Raw genomic sequence first — 17,882 nt, 5'->3', positions numbered from 1 at the left:
CAGGGGGGTCACCCACCCACCGGCTTGAGCCGGATCGGGGTCTCGGCGAGCAGCCCCAACGGGTTGACGTAGTCCGCCCTGGCAGCTGCGCCCCACATCGCTCCCCAGTGCAGGCAGGCCGCCACCGGACAACCGGGGTGACCGGCCAGCAGCGTGCCGAGCAGCTGCCCGGCGGTGACGGTCTGTCCGGGCCGGACCGTGGCCTGTACCGGCTCGTAGCTGGTGCGCAGCCCACCCGGATGGGCGAGCGAGACCACCGGCCGCCCGGCCAGCACACCGGCGAACACCACAGTTCCCGGGCCGGCGGCATAGACCGGTTGATCCGGCGCGGACGCGAGGTCGATGCCGCGGTGGCCGCGGTTCCAGTTGGGGGAGGGGGCGTCGAAACCCCTGGTCACCGTCGGTCGGGGGGACACCGGCCACTGCAGTCGGGAGGTCTCGGCGTGGGCGGCCGCCGGCCAGATCCACGTCATACTGAGCAGCAGCGCCGTCACGGCAAACCTCACTGCTTCAGTTCAGCGTCAACCCCGGGCGGTCCGGAAGCCCCAAAGTCGGGGGCTGTGGATGGATGGGCCCGCGTTTGCCGCGTGGTAAAAGCACCCCTGCCCAGCGTGTAAACTTCTACCCGCAGCTCGCTTGCGGGCTGACTTCGCGTGTCTGCGCATATTGATCGCCTTGATGGGGTCGTACACGGATGCCGACGGTCCTGACCTGGGATTTCCCGGATCGGGTTCGGCGTCCGGGCAGGCACCAGGGCCTGGCATCACCCGACGCCTGGCGACAACCGACACATAAAGGAATGAGCTCATGGCTGTTGTGACCATGAAGCAGCTGCTGGACAGCGGCGCTCACTTCGGGCATCAGACCCGACGCTGGAACCCCAAGATGAAGCGGTTCATCTTCACCGACCGCAACGGCATCTACATCATCGATCTGCAGCAGACGCTGACCTACATCGACAAGGCCTACGAGTTCGTCAAGGAGACGGTGGCCCACGGCGGCTCCGTCCTGTTCGTCGGCACCAAGAAGCAGGCGCAGGAGTCCATCGCCGAAGAGGCCACCCGCGTCGGTATGCCCTACGTGAACCAGCGCTGGCTGGGCGGCATGCTCACCAACTTCTCCACCGTGCACAAGCGCCTGCAGCGCCTCAAGGAGCTCGAGGCCATGGAGCAGACCGGTGGCTTCGAGGGTCGCACCAAGAAGGAAATCCTCATGCTCACGCGTGAGAAGAACAAGCTTGAGCGCAGCCTCGGCGGTATCCGGGACATGCAGAAGGTGCCCTCGGCCATCTGGGTCGTCGACACCAACAAGGAGCACCTGGCGGTCAACGAGGCCATCAAGCTCGGTATCCCGGTCATCGCGATCCTGGACACCAACTGCGACCCCGATCAGGTCAACTACCCGATCCCGGGCAACGACGACGCCATCCGTTCGGCCGCCCTGCTGACCAAGGTCGTCGCCTCCGCGGTTGCCGAGGGCCTGCAGGCTCGCGCCGGTCAGGGTGCCGGTGAGAAGCAGGACACCGAGGGTGCTGCTGAGCCGCTCGCCGAGTGGGAGCAGGAGCTGCTCGCCGGTGCGACCGCTGGTACCGCCGAAGGCGAGGCCGCTGCTGCACCCGAAACATCCACTGACGCTTCGTAATTCCAGGAGAAGTCTTAAATGGCTAACTACACCGCCGCCGACGTCAAGCGCCTTCGGGAGCTGACCGGCTCCGGCATGATGGACTGCAAGAACGCGCTGGCCGAATCGGACGGCGATTTCGACAAGGCCGTCGAGTTGCTCCGTATCAAGGGCGCCAAGGACGTCGGCAAGCGCGCTGAGCGCGCCACCGCCGAGGGTCTGGTCGCGGCCAAGGACGGCGCGCTCATCGAGCTGAACTCCGAGACCGACTTCGTCGCCAAGAACGCCGAATTCCAGGAGCTCGCCAACCAGGTCGTGGCGGCCGCCGCTGCGGCGAAGGCCGGCGATGTGGATGCCCTCAAGGCCGCCAAGGTTGGCGACACCACGGTCGAACAGGCCATCGCCGACCTGTCCGCCAAGATCGGCGAGAAGCTCGAGCTGCGTCGGGTTGCCTACTTCGACGGCACGGTCGAGACCTACCTGCACAAGCGTGCCGCGGACCTGCCGCCGGCCGTTGGTGTCCTGGTGGAGTACACCGCCGGCGACGCGGAGAAGGGCAAGGAGGCCGCCCACGCGGTCGCCCTGCAGATCGCCGCGCTCAAGGCCAAGTACCTCACCCGTGAGGACGTCCCCGCCGACATCGTCGCCAACGAGCGGCGCATCGCCGAGGAGACCGCGAAGGAAGAGGGCAAGCCCGAGCAGGCGCTGCCCAAGATCATCGAAGGTCGCGTCACGGGCTACTACAAGGACGTCGTGCTGCTGGACCAGCCGTCGGTGTCCGACAACAAGAAGACCGTCAAGGCGCTGCTCGACGAGGCCGGTGTCACCGTGACCCGCTTCGTGCGGTTCGAGGTCGGTCAGGCCTGACACCGAGAAGACTCGGGCGGCACATCACACCCGATTGACGGCTCGGCCGTCGCCGCCCGTCGCAAAACCCCGCGCTCATTCCGGCGATCCCGGAAAGCGCGGGGTTTTGTTCATTCGTGACCCGGTCGGTGCCGGGTAGTTGCTCACGGCGGGGCAACAGGCTTTGCCGATGTGGGAGTGTGGCAGGTACGAATGGGTTGGGGAGTGGTGTTGGAGGTGACATGCGCGTAGGTGTGGTGTTTCCGCAGACGGAACTCGGCGGAGATCCGGGAGCGGTGCGCGCATACGGCCAGCGTGTCGAAGAGTTGGGCTACACCCACATCCTGGCCTACGACCATGTGGTCGGCGCCGATCCGGCTGTTCACCGGGACTGGTCGGGCCCATATGACCTCTACACCACTTTTCACGAGCCGATGGTGATGTTCGGCTACCTGGCCGCAGTCACCTCGTTGGAACTGGTCACCGGGGTGATCATCCTGCCGCAGCGCCAGGCCGTTCTGGTTGCCAAGCAGGCCGCCGAGGTCGACCTGCTCAGCGGTGGGCGGATGCGCCTGGGCGTCGGGCTGGGCTGGAATGCGGTCGAGTACGAGGCGCTCGGCGAGGATTTCGGAAACCGTGGCAAGCGGTCCGAGGAGCAGGTCGAGTTGATGCGTCGGCTGTGGACCGAATCGTCGGTGACCTTCGAAGGTCGCCACCACCGGGTGACCGGTGCGGGTCTGGCGCCGCTGCCGGTGCAGCGTCCGATCCCGGTGTGGTTCGGCGCTGCCTCCGCTCGCGCCCTGGAGCGGGCCGGGCGACTCGGCGACGGCTGGTTCCCGATGGTCGGGCCGGGGCTGGAACTCGACGACGCCCGGGCCAGGGTTGAGCGTGCGGCTGTCTCCGCCGGGCGAGATCCCGCCGGGATCGGCATGGAGGGTCGGGTGACCTGGACCGGCGATCCGGACAAGGTGGTGGCCGACATCGCCGCGTGGGCCGACGCCGGGGCCACCCACGTCACCGTGAACACCATGGGAGCCGGTCTGCGGACCGTCGACGAGCATCTGGCTGTGCTGCAGAGCGTGGCCCGGACGCAGTAAGCGGCGGTTGGGCGGCGAGAGCCCGCCGCCCGATCGGTACCAGTTGGTACCGTCTGGTCATGAGTCGAATCTTCGCCTTCGGCGACGACGCCCTCGGTGAACACGACGCCGTCGGCCTGGTGGAAGAGCTGCGAGCCGGCCGGGTATCGGCGGCCGACCTGATCGAGGCGGCAGTGGCGCGCGTCGAGGCGGTCAATCCCACCCTCAACGGGCTGGCATTCGAGGCCTTCGACCGGGCCCACGCCCGCGGCGCCGCCCCCAGCCCCTACGGCGGGTACTTCGACGGTGTCCCGACCTTCGTCAAGGACAACTCCGCGGTCGAGGGCATGCCGACGATGCGCGGCACCGATGCGTGGGAACCCCGCGCCGAAACGTCGCACGGCGACTTCGCCCGCGCCTACCTCGCCACCGGCCTCGTGGCGCTGGGAAAGACCCGGCTCTCGGAATTCGGTTTCAGCGCGGCGTGCGAGCACCCTCGGCTCGGCCCGGTGCGCAATCCATGGAACCCGCTCTATACCGCGGGCGCGTCCTCGTCGGGTTCGGGTGCCTTCGTCGCGGCCGGAGTCGTACCCATCGCGCACGCCAACGACGGCGGCGGATCGATCCGGATCCCGGCGGCCTGCAACGGGCTCGTCGGTCTCAAGCCAACCCGGGGTCGGCTGCCGCAGGATCACGATCTGCGGATGATGCCGTTGCGGATCGTGGCCGACGGCGTGCTCACCCGGTCGGTGCGTGATACCGCAGCGCTGTACCGGGAGATGGAACGCGTCTACCGCAACCCCAAACTGCCACCGATCGGCGATGTCAGCCGCCCGGGCAAACAGCGTCTGCGCATCGCGGTGTGCACGCAGTCCGTCGTGCACGATGCCGGCCCGGAGATGACCGAGCTGACCCACAAGACCGCAGCGCTGCTCGAGGAGCTGGGGCACCAGATCACCGTGATCGGCAATCCGGTCCAGCCCCGGTTCAAGGATGATTTCCTGCTGTACTGGTCGTTCCTGGCCTATGCGTTGGTACGCGGTGGGAAGCGATCCTTCGGCCCGAGCTTCGACCGCGACAAGCTCGACAATCTCACGTTGGGCCTGGAACGACACGCATCGCGCAACCTGTATCGGGTCCCGGCGGCGATCGCCCACCTGGCCCGGTCGCGGCGGATCACCGAGCGACTGTCCAACAGCTATGACGCGGTGCTCATGCCCACCCTGGCCGAGCCCACCCTGGAAATCGGCCGGCTCGATCCCACGGCGGACTACCAGCAGATCATCGACCGGCTGCTGGGTTGGGTGGCGTTCACACCGCTGCAGAACGCCACCGGGGACCCGGCCATCTCGCTGCCGCTGGCCCAGACGAAAACCGGCCTTCCGGTGGGCATGATGCTGTCGGCGACCCGTGGCCGCGAAGCGCTGCTGCTGGAGCTGGCGTACGAGCTGGAGGAGGCCAGGCCCTGGCCGCGTATCCAGGATCCGGTTCCCACAGCTCCGCGGAAGCGGGCACGAAAAGCAGTGAAGTAGACCGTTTTTACGCGACCAGAGCCAGATCTGAGACGCGCTCCCGCCTCCACACCCGGGTTTTGCTCAGGTGCTGCGCTCAGGGGTGGCGATGTGCTCTTATGATGACCGTCAGGTGTCAGAGTTTGCGGGGGTGTGAATGACGTCTGGGCCAGACGAGCAGTGGAACCAGGCCGGCGAGGGATCGATTCGTTGGCAGGATCCGGCCACAGCCACGCCACGGCCTCCGACCGTGGCCGAGGCGCGGCAGCGCGACAAGATGCAGAAGGAGCGCGAGGCCGCCGAGGCGTGGGCCAGGCAGCAGGAGGAGACGCGCGAACAGCGTGCCGCCACCGGCAAGAAGATCCTGATGGGCTCGGTGGCCGTGGTCGGTGTGGTCGGAGTCATCGCGCTGGGCTACCACTTGTTGCACAAAGAGGAAATCGCGGCCTCGTGTGTCAAGGACGGGACCAACGAGGTGGTGCCCGATTCGTATTGCTCCAGCGGCCACAGCGGCTCCGGGGGCACCTTCATCTACCTCGGCTCGCCATACCGGTACTACTACGGCGGCAACAACAGCGGCGTCGGCACCATTGCCCGAGGCGGGACCATCGAACAGCCCAAGGGCACCACGGCCAAGACCAAGTCGGGGACGTCGATCTCGCGCGGCGGTTTCGGCTCGTCGTCGAGCTACGGCAAGAGTTCGGGGAGCTGAATGCACCGCCAACGCAGTTCCCCGCGACCAGGCTGGGAACAGATCGTCGCCGACCAAGGCATGTGTTATGGCACTCCGGCACGCGACGCGACCGGCGCCGACCGCCCGTACTGGGACGAGTCGGTGCACTACGTCTTCGACATGGACGAGGTGCTGTCGATCGAGGCCTCGGTCGAGGTGCTGCACTCGATGTGTCTGGAGGCTGTCGAGCACGTCGTGCTGACCGGGCGCTACCGCGACTTCGGGCTTCCCGAGTGGAGCTGGGAGCACATCGAGAAGTCGTGGCGGCGCAGCGACCCGCATCTCTACGGCAGATTCGACCTGCGCTACGACGGTCGTCGGCCGCCGGTTCTGCTGGAATACAACGCCGATACGCCCACCACACTGTTGGAGGCGGCGATCCTGCAGTGGCACTGGAAGACCGACGTCTACCCGGCCGACGATCAGTGGAACTCGTTGCACGAGAAGCTGGTTGCCCGCTGGGCTGAGGTCCGTGACCGCCTCCCGGGCGCCGAGACCTACTTCACTTGGTCGGGTGCCGAGCACACCGGTGAGGATCACGTCACCGTGGCCTACCTCCAGGAGTGTGCAGCGGAAGCCGGCCTGCACACCGTGGGCCTGGCCATCGAGGACATCGGGTTCGACCGCGACCTCGACCAGTTCGTCGACCTGGAGGAAGCTCCGATGTCGTCGATCTTCAAGCTCTACCCGTGGGAGTGGATGCTCGACGACGATTTCGGCCGTCGGGCCGTCGAATCGTTGCCGGCCACCATGTGGGTGGAACCGCTGTGGAAGACGCTGCTGAGCAACAAGGCGATCCTGGCCGTGCTGTGGGAGATGTATCCGGGGCATCCGAATCTGCTGCCCGCCTACGTCGATGACCCGCACGAGCTCACCGACTACGTTCGCAAACCGAAGCTGGGCCGCGAGGGCGCCAACATCACCATCGTCGGCGCAGGCTTCGAGACCGAGACCGGCGGTGTCTACGGCGAAGAGGGCTACGTGTACCAGTTGCTCGATCCGCTACCGCAGTTCGACGACATGCGCCCCGCGTTGGGGGCGTGGATAGTCGGCGACGAATCTGCCGGACTCGGGATCCGCGAGACCTCGGGTCTCGTCACCGACAACGGCGCTGCCTTTGTGCCACACCGCATCCCGCAGTGACCCGGAAGGAATACCTATGACAACCACTCTGGTTGCGCTCGACTCCGATTACTGGTCGGTTCTCGGCCACGGCGTCTCGGCGATCGTGTTGTACACGATTGTCGGTGTGGCACTGATGGTCCTGGGTTTCTACGTGATCGACTGGACCACACCCGGGCCATTGCGGACCTTGGTACGAGCGGGCCGCCCGAATGCTGCCGCTGTGACGGCCTCCGGCGTGGTGTCGATGGCTTTCATCATCGTTCTCGCCATCTACTCCTCGTCGGGTGACCTCGTCCAGGGGCTCATCATGACGCTGGTGTTCGGGCTCTTGGGCATTGCGGCCCAGGCGTTTTCCGTTCGGCTCATCGGCGCGATCAAAGGCATCGACATCGGCATGGTGCTGGCCTCCGAGCGGTTCACGCCCCAGGTCCTGGTCGTGACGGCGTCCTACCTGGCTTTCGGGCTGATCGTCGCGGCGGCGATCCTGTAGCTGGCGCTACAGGGACCGGCACACCGCGGCGGCCGCGCGGGTCAACGCGGCGGGGCCGTCGCGCAGGGCCTGATCCAGCGGAGTGCCCGGCTCGGTGATGGCGACCAGCTGTGCCACCCCGTTGGCCAGCAGGACGTCGGCGTCGGGGGACACCCGACCGGCGAAGATCACCACCTGGGTGCCGGTGTGCGCGGCCACCCGGGCGACGCCGAACGGCGTCTTGCCCAGCATGGTCTGGGCGTCCACGCTGCCCTCCCCGGTGAACACCCAGTCCGCTCCGATCAGTGCCTGCGCCAGCCCCACGGTCTCGGCGATCACCTCGACACCCGGGTCGCATTCGGCGGCAAGGAATTCCATCAGCCCGAAACCCAGGCCCCCGGCGGCCCCGGCACCCGGGCGATCGGGCCGGGCGTGGCCGAGAGCGGTCTGGGTCACTTCGACCAGGCGGGCGAGGGCGGCTTCGAGGGTTGCGACGTCTGACGGGGTGGCTCCCTTCTGCGGTCCGAAAACCGCACTGGCACCACCGGTTCCGAGCAGCGGTGCGGTGACGTCGGAGGCGATCCGGACGTGTACTTGGGCGAGCCTGGGGTCCAGGCCGGCGACGTCGATGTGATGGAGCCGGGCCAATGCCGCGCCGCCGGGTGGCAGAACGGCACCGTCGGTGTCGGTGAAGGCGACGCCGAGCGCGGTGAGCATGCCGGCCCCGCCGTCATTGGTAGCCGAACCGCCGATGCCGATCAGCAGCTCGGTCGCGCCGTGCTCCAGGGCTGAGGTGATGAGCTGTCCGACTCCGAAGGTGCTGGCGCGCAGGATGTCACGATCCTCCGGTGCCACCAGCTCTAGGCCGGAGGCGGCGGCCATTTCGATCACGGCCAGGTGACGCTCGGCGACATAGCCGTAGGTGGCCGCGACCGGTCGGCCGAGCGGGTCCTGCACCGTCTCGGTGATGCGGTCACCGCCGAGCGCGTCGACGACGGCGTCGACGGTGCCTTCACCGCCGTCGGCCATCGGCACCCCGATACATTCGGCCTCCGGCAGTGCAGACCGGACGCCCTCGCGCAGCGCTGCGACCGCTTGCGACGCGGTCATCGACTCCTTGAACGAGTCCGGGGCCAGCACGATCTTCATCGGCTGGCGACATTACCGACTGCGGCGCCACACGGCGCGCCAGACGGCATGCCGGTTCAGGGAACGGCGTGGGCCAACAGTCGCTTGAGCTCGCGTCGCTGCTCGGCGTCGAGGCGATCGAGCACCTCCTCCTCGGCGGCGTACACGGCGGCTTCGGCGCGTGCGAGCAATTCGGCGCCCTCGGCGGTCAGCTCGGCGGGTAGCGCGCGTCCGGAGTCGACGGTGGCCGGCCTGCGCACCGCCCCTCGGTCTTGTAGCCCGCGCACCACGTTGTTCATCGCCTGCGGTGACACGTTGGTGTGGCGGGCGAGCTCGGCGTTGGACTGACCCGGGGCCATGGACAGGATGCGCAGGCAGACGAACTCGGGCAGTTTGAGGCCCAGTGGTTGGAGTTGCGCGGAGACCCGTGGCTGCAGCACCGCGACCACGCGATACATCAAGTAGCCGAGTGGCTGCTCCTCCAGGGCGGCTCCCTTATCGGAGTTCATGTCAAGCATATTGACACATATCAACCAGGTTGATATACCGGACGTATGACCACGCCAAGCGAAATGTCAGACGCAATGTTCGAATCCGCTTACCGCGGTGAGGCTCCGGAGTTCGCTGGGGTACGCCCGCCGTGGAGCATCGGCGAACCGCAGCCCGAGATCGCGGCCCTGATTGCCGAGGGCAAATTCCACGGGGAGGTGCTCGACGCCGGCTGCGGTGAGGCGGCCACCGCTCTCGACCTGGCCGAGCGCGGATTCACCACGGTCGGGCTGGATCAGTCGGCCACCGCCATCGAGTTGGCCAGGGCCGAGGCGGCCAAACGCGGGCTCACCAACGCGACCTTCGAAGTGGCCGATATCAGTGCCTTCACCGGTTACGACGGCCGTTTCGGCACGATCGTCGACAGCACGCTGTTCCACTCGATGCCCGTGGAACTGAGGGACGGCTACCAGCAGTCGATCGTGCGGGCCGCTGCTCCCGGCGCCTCCTACTTTGTGCTGGTGTTCGACAAGGGGACGATGGGCGATTCCGGACCGGCCAATCCGGTCAGCGAGGACGAATTGCGTGAGGTCGTCGGCAAGTACTGGGTGATCGACGACGTGCGGCCGGCCCGCATCCACGCGCACGTGCCTGCGGAATTTGCCAACTTCGCGGATTTCGCCCGAATGGACCTCCGTGACGAGGGCAAGGACCGGAAGTCGATGGCCGCCTGGTTGCTTCAGGCGCACCTGGGATAGGCGCCGGCTGAGCTGCGCCGCCGGCGACACTCGGTCCTGCAGAGTTCACCCAAACTAGGTGTGCCGCCCGCCATAGGGCAGGATGGAGAGGCCGTCCAGGGGTAACCCGGGTGGCTCTCTACATGCGAGGAGTGCCGAGGAGACCGATGGCGGATCCGAATGTCGCCGGCGAGGGCGCAGCACCCATTCGTCCCTTTTACAAAAGGGTTCTGCTGAAACTCGGCGGAGAGATGTTCGGCGGCGGCCAGGTCGGCCTCGACCCCGACGTCGTGCACCAGGTGGCCCGCCAGATCGCCGCAGTGGTGCGTAGCGGAGTTCAGGTCGCGGTCGTGATCGGTGGTGGCAACTTCTTCCGCGGCGCCCAACTTCAGCAGCGCGGGATGGAACGCACCCGCAGCGACTACATGGGCATGCTCGGCACGGTGATGAACAGCCTTGCGCTGCAGGACTTCCTGGAGAAAGAGGGCATCGACACCCGCGTGCAGACCGCCATCACGATGGGGCAGGTCGCCGAGCCGTACATCCCGTTGCGGGCCGTGCGACACCTGGAAAAGGGTCGCGTCGTCATCTTCGGTGCCGGCATGGGCCTTCCGTACTTCTCCACCGACACGACGGCCGCGCAGCGGGCTCTCGAGATCGGGGCCGACGTGGTGCTGATGGCCAAGGCTGTCGACGGCGTCTACACCGCCGACCCACGCGAGGACCTGAACGCCGAGTTGCTCACCGAAGTCAGCCATCGTGATGTCATCGACCGTGGCCTGCGGGTCGCCGATGCCACTGCCTTCAGTTTGTGCATGGACAACCGCATGCCGATGCTGGTGTTCAACCTGCTCACCGAAGGCAATATCGCCCGTGCCGTGGCGGGTGAGAAGATCGGAACACTGGTCACCACCACCACCTGACCTGCCGCGCACGCGAGGAGCAAGATCGATGGAGAACCCGAAGTGATCGACGAAACTCTCTTCGACGCCGAAGAGAAGATGGAAAAGGCCGTGAGTGTGGCCCGTGACGACCTGGCCACGATCCGCACCGGCCGGGCCAATCCGGGCATGTTCTCCCGGATCAACATCGAGTACTACGGGTCGATGACGCCGATCACGCAGATGGCGAGCATCAACGTGCCCGAGGCGCGGCTCGTCGTCATCAAGCCCTACGAGGCCGCTCAGCTCCGGCCGATCGAGGACGCGATCCGTAACTCCGACCTCGGGGTCAACCCGACGAACGACGGCAATATCATCCGGATCTCCATCCCTCAGCTCACCGAGGAGCGCCGCCGCGAGCTGGTCAAGCAGGCAAAGTCCAAGGGCGAGGACGCCAAGGTGTCCGTGCGCAACATTCGTCGTAAGGCGATGGAAGAGCTCAGCCGGATCAAGAAGGACGGCGAGGCCGGCGAGGACGAGGTCGGGCGCGCGGAAAAGGATCTCGACAAATCCACCCACACCTACACCAGTCAGATCGACGAGTTGGTCAAGCACAAGGAAGGCGAGTTGCTGGAGGTCTAGGCGACCTTCAGCACCCCAGTCCCGTGGCACAGACCGAGCCACCGCAGAAGACCTCGCGCGCCGGCCGTGACCTGCCGGCCGCCATCACCGTCGGCGTGGTCCTCGGCGCCCTCGCGATAGGCACCCTGCTCTTTGCGCCCATCTGGTGGCTGCCGCTGTTGGCCATCGCCATCGCCATCGCCACCCATGAGGTGATCCGGCGGATGCGTGAGCACGGTTACGCATTGCCCGCCGTTCCGCTGCTGCTGGGTGGCCAGGCGATGATCTGGCTGACGTGGCCCTTCGGGGCCGTCGGTCTGCTGGGCGCCTATGGCGGCACGATCGTCGTCTGCATGGTCTGGCGTCTGGTCGGGCAGGGCCTGGACCAGCAACCGGTCAATTACCTGCGAGATGTCGCCGCCACGATCCTGCTTGCCACGTGGGTGCCGTTGTTCGCGGCCTTCACCGCGCTGCTCATCTTCGCCGACCACGGCGGAGTCCGGGTTTTCACCATCATCGTGACGGTCGTCTTCGCCGACATCGGCGGCTACGTCGCGGGCGTCCTGTTCGGCAAGCATCTGCTCGCGCCGGCGATCAGTCCGAAGAAGTCCTGGGAAGGTTTGGGCGGATCGCTGCTGTTCGGTGTCACCGCAGCGGTGTTGTCCGTGGCGTTCCTGTTGGACAAGCCGGCCTGGGTGGGCGTACCGCTCGGCCTCTTGCTGGTGATCACCGGTGTGCTCGGGGACCTGGTCGAATCGCAGGTCAAACGCGATCTCGGCATCAAGGACATGGGCACGCTACTGCCGGGCCACGGCGGGATCATGGACCGCATCGACGCGATGTTGCCGTCCGCCGTCGTCGGCTGGATCGTGCTCACGCTCCTCGCGTAGACCGCGTTCGCTGCGTGTGGCAGACGCGTTCAGCCAGCAGGCGATCGCACCCAGGACCAGTCCCGCGGCGATGCCGATGTTCACCCGCTCGCCGAGCATGAGCCAGGACAACACCCCGGCGACTGCGGGGATCACACAGAACAGCATCGCGACCGCCGACGCCCCGTGCAGGTTGATGGCCCGCACGTAGAGCGACACCCCGAGGATGGCGTTGAGCAGCACCACGCCGGCCACCGCCAGCACGGCTTTGGTGGCGTCATGCACCTCGATCGGGGTGCTGAGCGCCAGCGCCAACGCGGGTAGGAACGCGACGGCGTTCTGCACGGAGGTCGAGGCCCGGAAGTCGACATCAGAGCAGAACCGCTGCTGATACACCCCGCCTGCCGCCAGACCGAGCAATGCCACCAACAGCAATCCGACTGCCGGGTCGATACCACCTGAGGTGACCAGTCGCGTCGCGCATGCTGCCAGCACTGCGGCGATACCGAGCACCAACGCGACGATCCGGCGTGGTGTCAGCCGGTCACGTAGGAACACCGCGGCCAGCAGTGCCGTCGCCACCGGGTTCATCGCAATGACCACCGCGCAGAGCACTGCCGGGGCGCCCTGCTGAATCGCAACGTAGAGCGCACAGAACTGCACCGCCTGCATGAGCAGACCCGCCACCGCGACGTGCAGCAGCTTCCGGCCCGTCGGGAAGCCGACCCGGGCCAGCCCGGCCCAGGTGCCGAGGATCAGTCCTGCCGCCCCGAAACGAACCGCCAACACCGCCATCGGGGAGAGGGCGTGCACGGCCAGGTTCCCGATCGGATAACCCAGGGCGTAGAAGAACGTCACGGTGGTCGCCGTGCGCATCGGCATCGGAGTGGGCGGCATGATCCCTATCGTGAGCGAGCCTCGTGCGCGCGGTCCAACGATTATCGGCAATCACGATTGATCATCGATGCTAATCAATTCGGCGGAATAACCCGATGAATAGGGTGAAACACCAGGTCTTTGATCGTGAGTACTGATCGGAGTACCTTGATCGCATGGGTCAGGTGCTGGACATCGCGCCGCTGCGCAGCGTGGTGGCGGTGGCGGACTGTGGCGGGTTTCACCGTGCCGCCGCGGTGTTGCACATGACGCAGTCGGCCGTCAGCCAGCATGTGCGGCGGATCGAGGCCGTCGTGGGTGGCCCCGTCGTCGAACGGTCCGGTCGCGGGGTCGCCTTCACCGAACTGGGCCACCGCGTACTCGGGCACGCCCGGGGCATCCTCGCCGCCCACGACGCGGCGCTGACCGATCTCGGTGCAGCCGAGGAACAGGTGCTGCTGATCGGTGCCACCGAGCACGGCGCCGATGTCATGCTGCCCGCCCTCACTGCGGCGCTGGGCGAGCGGTTGCCGAACTGGCGGCTGCGGTTTCGCCTCGACCGCAATGTCACGCTCGCCGACGCCGTCGAACACGGTCTGGTCGACCTTGCCGTGATGCTCGACGGTTCCGGGATGGACCCCGCTCACGCCTCGGGAACGCTTGCACTGAAATGGGTTTCGGGGCGCAGCCTCGCTGCGCACGCGGCGAACCAGCCGTTGCCGGTGGTGATGTTCTCCGAACCCTGCACATTGCGCGAACCCACGTTCGCCACGCTCGACCGCAGCGGGACCGACTACCGCATCGCTGCCGAATCCGCGAACCTCTCCGGCCTGTTCGCAGCGGTGCGCTCTGGTCTCGGGGTGGCTCTGCTGCCGATGATCGGCCGGCTGCCCGACGGGTTGTGTCTGGCCGAGGGGCTGCCCCCGGCCAGCCGCGCATCGGTCTTCGTCCGCGGCCGTCCCGGGGTGGATAACGATGTCCTGGACACCGTTGAGCGCACTGTTCACGATGTTCTCGCCGAACAAGCCTGATACTGGAAAAGACATGAAGCAGGAATTGGTCTTCGAAGCCCCGCGCCGCGGCATGCCGCCGCGGCACCTTGCCGACCTCGACGAGGACGGCCGCGCTGCTGCCGTCACCGAGCTGGGGCTGCCGAAATTCCGGGCCAAACAGCTGGCCAACCAGTACTACGGCCGCCTGATCGCCGACCCGAAGCAGATGACCGACCTGCCTGCCGCGGTGCGAGATCAGGTGGCCGAGGCACTGTTCCCTACGCTGATCGACCCGGTGAAGCAGGTCCAGTGCGACGCGGGGGAGACCCGCAAGACGCTGTGGCGCGCCGGCGACGGCACGACCTTCGAGTCGGTGCTGATGCGCTATCCGCAGCGCAACACGGTGTGCATCTCCTCGCAGGCTGGCTGCGGCATGGCCTGCCCGTTCTGCGCGACCGGCCAGGGCGGCCTGATGCGCAACCTGTCCACCGCCGAGATCCTCGAACAGGTCCGGTCGGCGTCGTCGGCCATGCGGCTCGAACATGACGGGCGGCTGTCCAACATCGTCTTCATGGGCATGGGTGAGCCGCTGGCCAACTACAACCGGGTGGTCGCCGCGGTGAAGCGCATCATTGCGCCGCCGCCGAACGGTTTCGGGATCAGCGCCCGGTCGGTGACGGTGTCGACGGTCGGTCTGGCTCCGGCCATCCGCAAGCTCGCCGACGAACGCCTCGGCGTCACCCTTGCCGTGTCGCTGCACACCCCCGACGATGAACTACGCGACACCCTGGTGCCGGTCAACAACCGGTGGAAGGTGGATGAAGTTCTGGACGCGGCGCGGTACTACGCCGACGTCACCGGCCGTCGCGTGTCCATCGAGTACGCGTTGATCCGCGATGTCAACGACCAGCCTTGGCGCGCAGACCTTCTCGGTAAGAAGCTGCACAGCAAGCTGGGGCAGCTGGTGCACGTCAACCTCATCCCACTCAACCCGACGCCGGGCAGCAAATGGGACGCCAGTCCCAAACCCGCCGAGCGTGAGTTCGTCAAACGCGTTCAGGCCAAGGGCGTGTCGTGCACCGTGCGCGACACCCGGGGGCGTGAGATCGCCGCGGCCTGTGGCCAGTTGGCCGCCGAGGGCTGAGGTGCGGCGTCGACTTTGAACTGAGGGTGCAAAAGGTCGAGTAGACGTCTGCGTCGATTCAATGTCAACGTGGGTCGTCAGGCTTGACCCGGCGCGTTGGTGAACCACAGGTTCTCTTCGCGCAGACTGCGACTGCGCCAACCGTCGAGGGTGCGCACCAACTCGTGATGGTAGTACCCGCCGCACGCGCTGATCTCGGCCATCCCGGGCAACTGCATGGGGTTGTAGAACATCGCCCGCACCGTTGCGGCGTCGCCGTCGCTTTCCAGGATCTCGACGTTGGTGATGTAGTGCATGCTCCACGGGATCACCCCGAAGTTGGCGGCGAACCAGTCGACCACCTCGTCGCGACTGCCCACGACGGCCCCCGCCGACGAGTAATCGATGTGTGCGTCCTCGGTGAACACCGACCTGTACAGCTCCCAGTCCTTGGAGTCGACCGCCCGCGCGTAGCGGTACAGCAGGGCCGAGATGTCGGAATGCTCGCTCACTATTCGGGCATCCCGATGGTCTTGGATTCGAAGTACTCCTTGAAGCCTTCCTCGCCGTTGCGCCGGCCCAGACCGCTCTGCTTCGAGCCACCGAACGGGCTGTTGATACCGAAGTGGCTGCGGCTGTTGATGGTGACGTTGCCGGTCCGGATGCGGCGTGCGACGGCGAAGGCCCGGTCGACGTCACCGGATGAAACCTCCCCGGACAGGCCGTAAATCGAGTTGTTGGCGATGGCGACCGCTTCGTCGTCGGAGTCATACGGGGTGACCGTCAGCACGGGTCCGAAGATCTCCTCCTGCGCGACCTGCGAATCGGGGTCGACGTCGGCGAGCAGCGTGGGCTGAGTGTAGTAACCCGTGGGCAGGTTTTCCGGAACGCCGCCGCCGGTGACCAGGCGGGCGCCCGAATCGATGCCCGACTTGATGAGCCCGAGCACCTTTTCGCGCTGCGTGGCGCTGATCTGCGGGCCCTGCATGATGCCCGGGGTCCACGGGTCGCCGACCGGGAAGTTCTCCATCGCGCCCTTGAGGAGCTCGACTCCTTCGTCGTAACGGCTGCGGGGGAGCAGGATCCGGCTGGGCAGGATGCAGGACTGGCCGCTCATGACGCAGGCCATCATCGCCGCGATGGGCAGTGCCGAGTTGAAGTCGGCGTCGTCGAGCACGATGTGCGCGGACTTGCCGCCGAGCTCGAGCATCGTCTTCTTGACCGTCGACGCGCCGGCGGCCAAGATGGCGCGTCCGGTCGCGGTCGAACCGGTGAAGGTGATCATGTCCACCCGCGGATCCGCCGACAGTGCGGCGCCGACCTCATTGGCGTTCGAGACGACGACGTTGAACACGCCGGCCGGGATGTCGGTGTGCTCGGCGACGATGCGACCCAGCTCGGTACCTGACCACGGAGTGAGCTGCGCGGGCTTGAGCACCACCGTGTTGCCGGCCATCAAGGCCGGAACGGTCTCGGCGACGTTGAGGTAGAACGGCACATTCCACGGGGTGATGGCGCCGACCACACCGACCGGTTCATAGGCGATCTTGCGTCGCGCCGGCCCGAGCTGGGTTTGGTGGACGCCATTGTCGACCACGTACTCGAAATTCCTGCCGTGTTCGGCCCAGTGCTTGACCTCGCCGATCGGATCTTCGATCTGGGAGCCGGTGACGGTGATGGGACAGCCCACCTCGGTGACCAGAATCCGGCGCAGACGCTCTTTCTCGGCATCCAGCGCGTCGTGCAGCTGCATCAGGCAGTGGTAGCGGAACTCGACGTCGCGGCTCCAGTCGGTTTCGTCGAAGGCTCGTCGCGCGGCACCGACGGCACGCTCGATGTCGGCCACCGTGCCGTCGGTGGCCTGGCCCGCCACCTGCTCGCTGGCGGGGTGTACGACGTCGAACTTCGCGCCGCCGCTGGTGTATTGGAGTTCCCCGTCGATGAGCATCCGCTCGTCACCGGCGAGCACGCCGGTGTCGCTCTGCACCTGAGTCATGCCGATAGCTTTACAAAATTTACGTGTCGTGTCACCCCTCAAAACGAGGATTTGACCGATCGGGAAGTCTCTGCGATCGTAGAGTTCCGAATGTCACGCCAGAGTGGCGGTCGGCGCCGAGAGTCACGCCGGCGTGACGGAAAGGGGTTCAGAACCGAGCAGAAACAATCAGAACCGAGCAGAAACAAGTAGCGGCGAGGCTGGAGTTCTCAGTTCGAGTCGGGCTGTTTCAGGCCGACGGCATGACGCAGCTGCGCCAGAAACTGGTCGCCGTCATCGCTGCGCACGATGTAGTGCGAGACCGCGACCCGGATCGCGGTGGCCGCCTTGACCGGGGCATTGGCGCCCGACAGCAGCTTGAGCAGTCGTGCGCGCATGAGGGGGATGACGTTGGCCAGTTGGGCGATCACGACTTCCGGCTCGATGTCGACCAGCCGGACCCCCGAATACGACTGCTGATACTGCACGATGAAACGCAGTGCGGCGTCAAGCTTCTCGTTGCCGCGCAGGCCTACGGTCGCGCGGCTGATGCCGTGGTCGAACATCTCGCGCTCGTAGGTACCGAACGCGTCGAGTAGCTCCTGTTTGTCGGCGAACCAGCGATACAACGTGGGCCGGGAAACGCCAGCCTGCAGCGCCACCTCGGACAGACTCAGCTTGGTCTGACCGCTGCGGGCCAGCACCTCGGCCGTCGCGACCAGGATTCGGTGGCGTGTCGAGGTGTCTTCGACTGATGCGTCCCGCTGCGCGGGTAGAGGTTCATTCACGTCCAGGCCTTGGTTGTTCGTGG

The 17,882-nt window shown here is 66.5% G+C and carries 20 protein-coding genes; 13 read left to right on the top strand and 7 right to left on the bottom strand.

Features of this window, described 5'->3' with window-relative positions:
* Positions 1 to 8 precede the first annotated feature (8 nt).
* On the bottom strand, positions 9 to 473 hold the full coding sequence (locus tag AC4ELS_RS21025; protein WP_499049156.1) for a M23 family metallopeptidase: 465 nt from the start codon (positions 471 to 473) through the stop codon (positions 9 to 11).
* A 334-nt stretch (positions 474 to 807) separates the two neighbouring features.
* On the opposite strand from AC4ELS_RS21025, the gene rpsB reads away from it, so the two are divergent.
* The 7 genes from rpsB (at position 808) to AC4ELS_RS20990 (ending at position 7,401) form a co-directional block, all read left to right on the top strand.
* Positions 808 to 1,641 carry a 30S ribosomal protein S2 gene (gene rpsB, locus AC4ELS_RS21020; protein WP_064886954.1) on the top strand — a complete coding sequence of 278 codons (834 nt, stop codon included), beginning with the start codon at positions 808 to 810 and terminating at the stop codon, positions 1,639 to 1,641.
* An 18-nt stretch (positions 1,642 to 1,659) separates the two neighbouring features.
* The gene (gene tsf / locus AC4ELS_RS21015) at positions 1,660 to 2,487 is read left to right on the top strand and encodes a translation elongation factor Ts (protein WP_064886953.1); all 828 of its coding nucleotides are present in this window, start codon (positions 1,660 to 1,662) and stop codon (positions 2,485 to 2,487) included.
* A 221-nt stretch (positions 2,488 to 2,708) separates the two neighbouring features.
* Positions 2,709 to 3,563: an LLM class F420-dependent oxidoreductase gene (locus AC4ELS_RS21010; RefSeq protein WP_448446791.1), complete on the top strand. Its 855-nt coding sequence runs from the start codon at positions 2,709 to 2,711 to the stop codon at positions 3,561 to 3,563.
* 59 nt (positions 3,564 to 3,622) lie between these two features.
* Positions 3,623 to 5,074: an amidase gene (locus AC4ELS_RS21005; RefSeq protein ID WP_499049088.1), complete on the top strand. Its 1,452-nt coding sequence runs from the start codon at positions 3,623 to 3,625 to the stop codon at positions 5,072 to 5,074.
* Positions 5,075 to 5,210: 136 nt separating this feature from the next.
* The gene (locus AC4ELS_RS21000) at positions 5,211 to 5,765 is read left to right on the top strand and encodes a hypothetical protein (protein WP_064886950.1); all 555 of its coding nucleotides are present in this window, start codon (positions 5,211 to 5,213) and stop codon (positions 5,763 to 5,765) included.
* Positions 5,766 to 6,929 carry a glutathionylspermidine synthase family protein gene (locus AC4ELS_RS20995; RefSeq protein WP_499049085.1) on the top strand — a complete coding sequence of 388 codons (1,164 nt, stop codon included), beginning with the start codon at positions 5,766 to 5,768 and terminating at the stop codon, positions 6,927 to 6,929.
* A 16-nt stretch (positions 6,930 to 6,945) separates the two neighbouring features.
* The gene (locus AC4ELS_RS20990) at positions 6,946 to 7,401 is read left to right on the top strand and encodes a DUF350 domain-containing protein (protein WP_055112942.1); all 456 of its coding nucleotides are present in this window, start codon (positions 6,946 to 6,948) and stop codon (positions 7,399 to 7,401) included.
* 6 nt (positions 7,402 to 7,407) lie between these two features.
* On the opposite strand, the gene AC4ELS_RS20985 is transcribed toward AC4ELS_RS20990, so the two are convergent.
* Both AC4ELS_RS20985 and AC4ELS_RS20980 read right to left on the bottom strand, forming a co-directional pair.
* Positions 7,408 to 8,529, bottom strand: a complete 1,122-nt coding sequence (locus AC4ELS_RS20985; RefSeq protein WP_499049082.1) for a glycerate kinase — start codon at positions 8,527 to 8,529, stop codon at positions 7,408 to 7,410.
* Between the two features lie 56 nt (positions 8,530 to 8,585).
* On the bottom strand, positions 8,586 to 9,017 hold the full coding sequence (locus tag AC4ELS_RS20980; RefSeq protein ID WP_448446784.1) for a MarR family winged helix-turn-helix transcriptional regulator: 432 nt from the start codon (positions 9,015 to 9,017) through the stop codon (positions 8,586 to 8,588).
* 45 nt (positions 9,018 to 9,062) lie between these two features.
* Between AC4ELS_RS20980 and AC4ELS_RS20975 the strand changes: the two genes are divergently transcribed.
* The 4 genes from AC4ELS_RS20975 (at position 9,063) to AC4ELS_RS20960 (ending at position 12,126) form a co-directional block, all read left to right on the top strand.
* Positions 9,063 to 9,755 (top strand): class I SAM-dependent methyltransferase, encoded by a 693-nt coding sequence (locus AC4ELS_RS20975; protein ID WP_448446782.1) that lies wholly within the window; start codon positions 9,063 to 9,065, stop codon positions 9,753 to 9,755.
* A 146-nt stretch (positions 9,756 to 9,901) separates the two neighbouring features.
* Positions 9,902 to 10,657, top strand: a complete 756-nt coding sequence (gene pyrH / locus AC4ELS_RS20970) for a UMP kinase (RefSeq protein WP_055112949.1) — start codon at positions 9,902 to 9,904, stop codon at positions 10,655 to 10,657.
* A 42-nt stretch (positions 10,658 to 10,699) separates the two neighbouring features.
* On the top strand, positions 10,700 to 11,257 hold the full coding sequence (gene frr / locus AC4ELS_RS20965; RefSeq protein WP_055112951.1) for a ribosome recycling factor: 558 nt from the start codon (positions 10,700 to 10,702) through the stop codon (positions 11,255 to 11,257).
* Positions 11,258 to 11,280: 23 nt separating this feature from the next.
* Entirely contained in the window at positions 11,281 to 12,126 is an 846-nt protein-coding gene (locus AC4ELS_RS20960) for a phosphatidate cytidylyltransferase (RefSeq protein WP_064886945.1), read from the top strand.
* Here AC4ELS_RS20960 and AC4ELS_RS20955 read toward each other — a convergent pair.
* Positions 12,034 to 12,987: a DMT family transporter gene (locus tag AC4ELS_RS20955; RefSeq protein ID WP_064886986.1), complete on the bottom strand. Its 954-nt coding sequence runs from the start codon at positions 12,985 to 12,987 to the stop codon at positions 12,034 to 12,036. The two genes, AC4ELS_RS20960 and AC4ELS_RS20955, sit on opposite strands and share 93 nt — an antisense overlap.
* Before the next feature lie 170 nt (positions 12,988 to 13,157).
* On the opposite strand from AC4ELS_RS20955, the gene AC4ELS_RS20950 reads away from it, so the two are divergent.
* Both AC4ELS_RS20950 and rlmN read left to right on the top strand, forming a co-directional pair.
* Positions 13,158 to 14,012: a LysR family transcriptional regulator gene (locus tag AC4ELS_RS20950; protein ID WP_499049077.1), complete on the top strand. Its 855-nt coding sequence runs from the start codon at positions 13,158 to 13,160 to the stop codon at positions 14,010 to 14,012.
* Between the two features lie 13 nt (positions 14,013 to 14,025).
* Complete coding sequence (gene rlmN, locus AC4ELS_RS20945; protein ID WP_064886943.1) at positions 14,026 to 15,117, top strand: dual-specificity RNA methyltransferase RlmN; 1,092 nt, start codon at positions 14,026 to 14,028, stop codon at positions 15,115 to 15,117.
* A 77-nt stretch (positions 15,118 to 15,194) separates the two neighbouring features.
* On the opposite strand, the gene AC4ELS_RS20940 is transcribed toward rlmN, so the two are convergent.
* The 3 genes from AC4ELS_RS20940 to AC4ELS_RS20930 form a co-directional block, all read right to left on the bottom strand.
* Complete coding sequence (locus tag AC4ELS_RS20940; RefSeq protein ID WP_448446778.1) at positions 15,195 to 15,608, bottom strand: nuclear transport factor 2 family protein; 414 nt, start codon at positions 15,606 to 15,608, stop codon at positions 15,195 to 15,197.
* A complete protein-coding gene (locus AC4ELS_RS20935) occupies positions 15,608 to 17,092 on the bottom strand; it encodes an aldehyde dehydrogenase family protein (RefSeq protein ID WP_448446776.1) in 1,485 nt (494 codons plus the stop codon). The genes AC4ELS_RS20940 and AC4ELS_RS20935 overlap by 1 nt, the downstream gene beginning before the upstream one ends.
* A gap of 209 nt (positions 17,093 to 17,301) precedes the next feature.
* The gene (locus tag AC4ELS_RS20930) at positions 17,302 to 17,859 is read right to left on the bottom strand and encodes a TetR/AcrR family transcriptional regulator (RefSeq protein ID WP_064886940.1); all 558 of its coding nucleotides are present in this window, start codon (positions 17,857 to 17,859) and stop codon (positions 17,302 to 17,304) included.
* Positions 17,860 to 17,882 lie beyond the last annotated feature (23 nt).

This window comes from Mycobacterium shunyiense (assembly GCF_058270035.1).
This window is presented reverse-complemented; position numbering and strand designations above follow the sequence as displayed.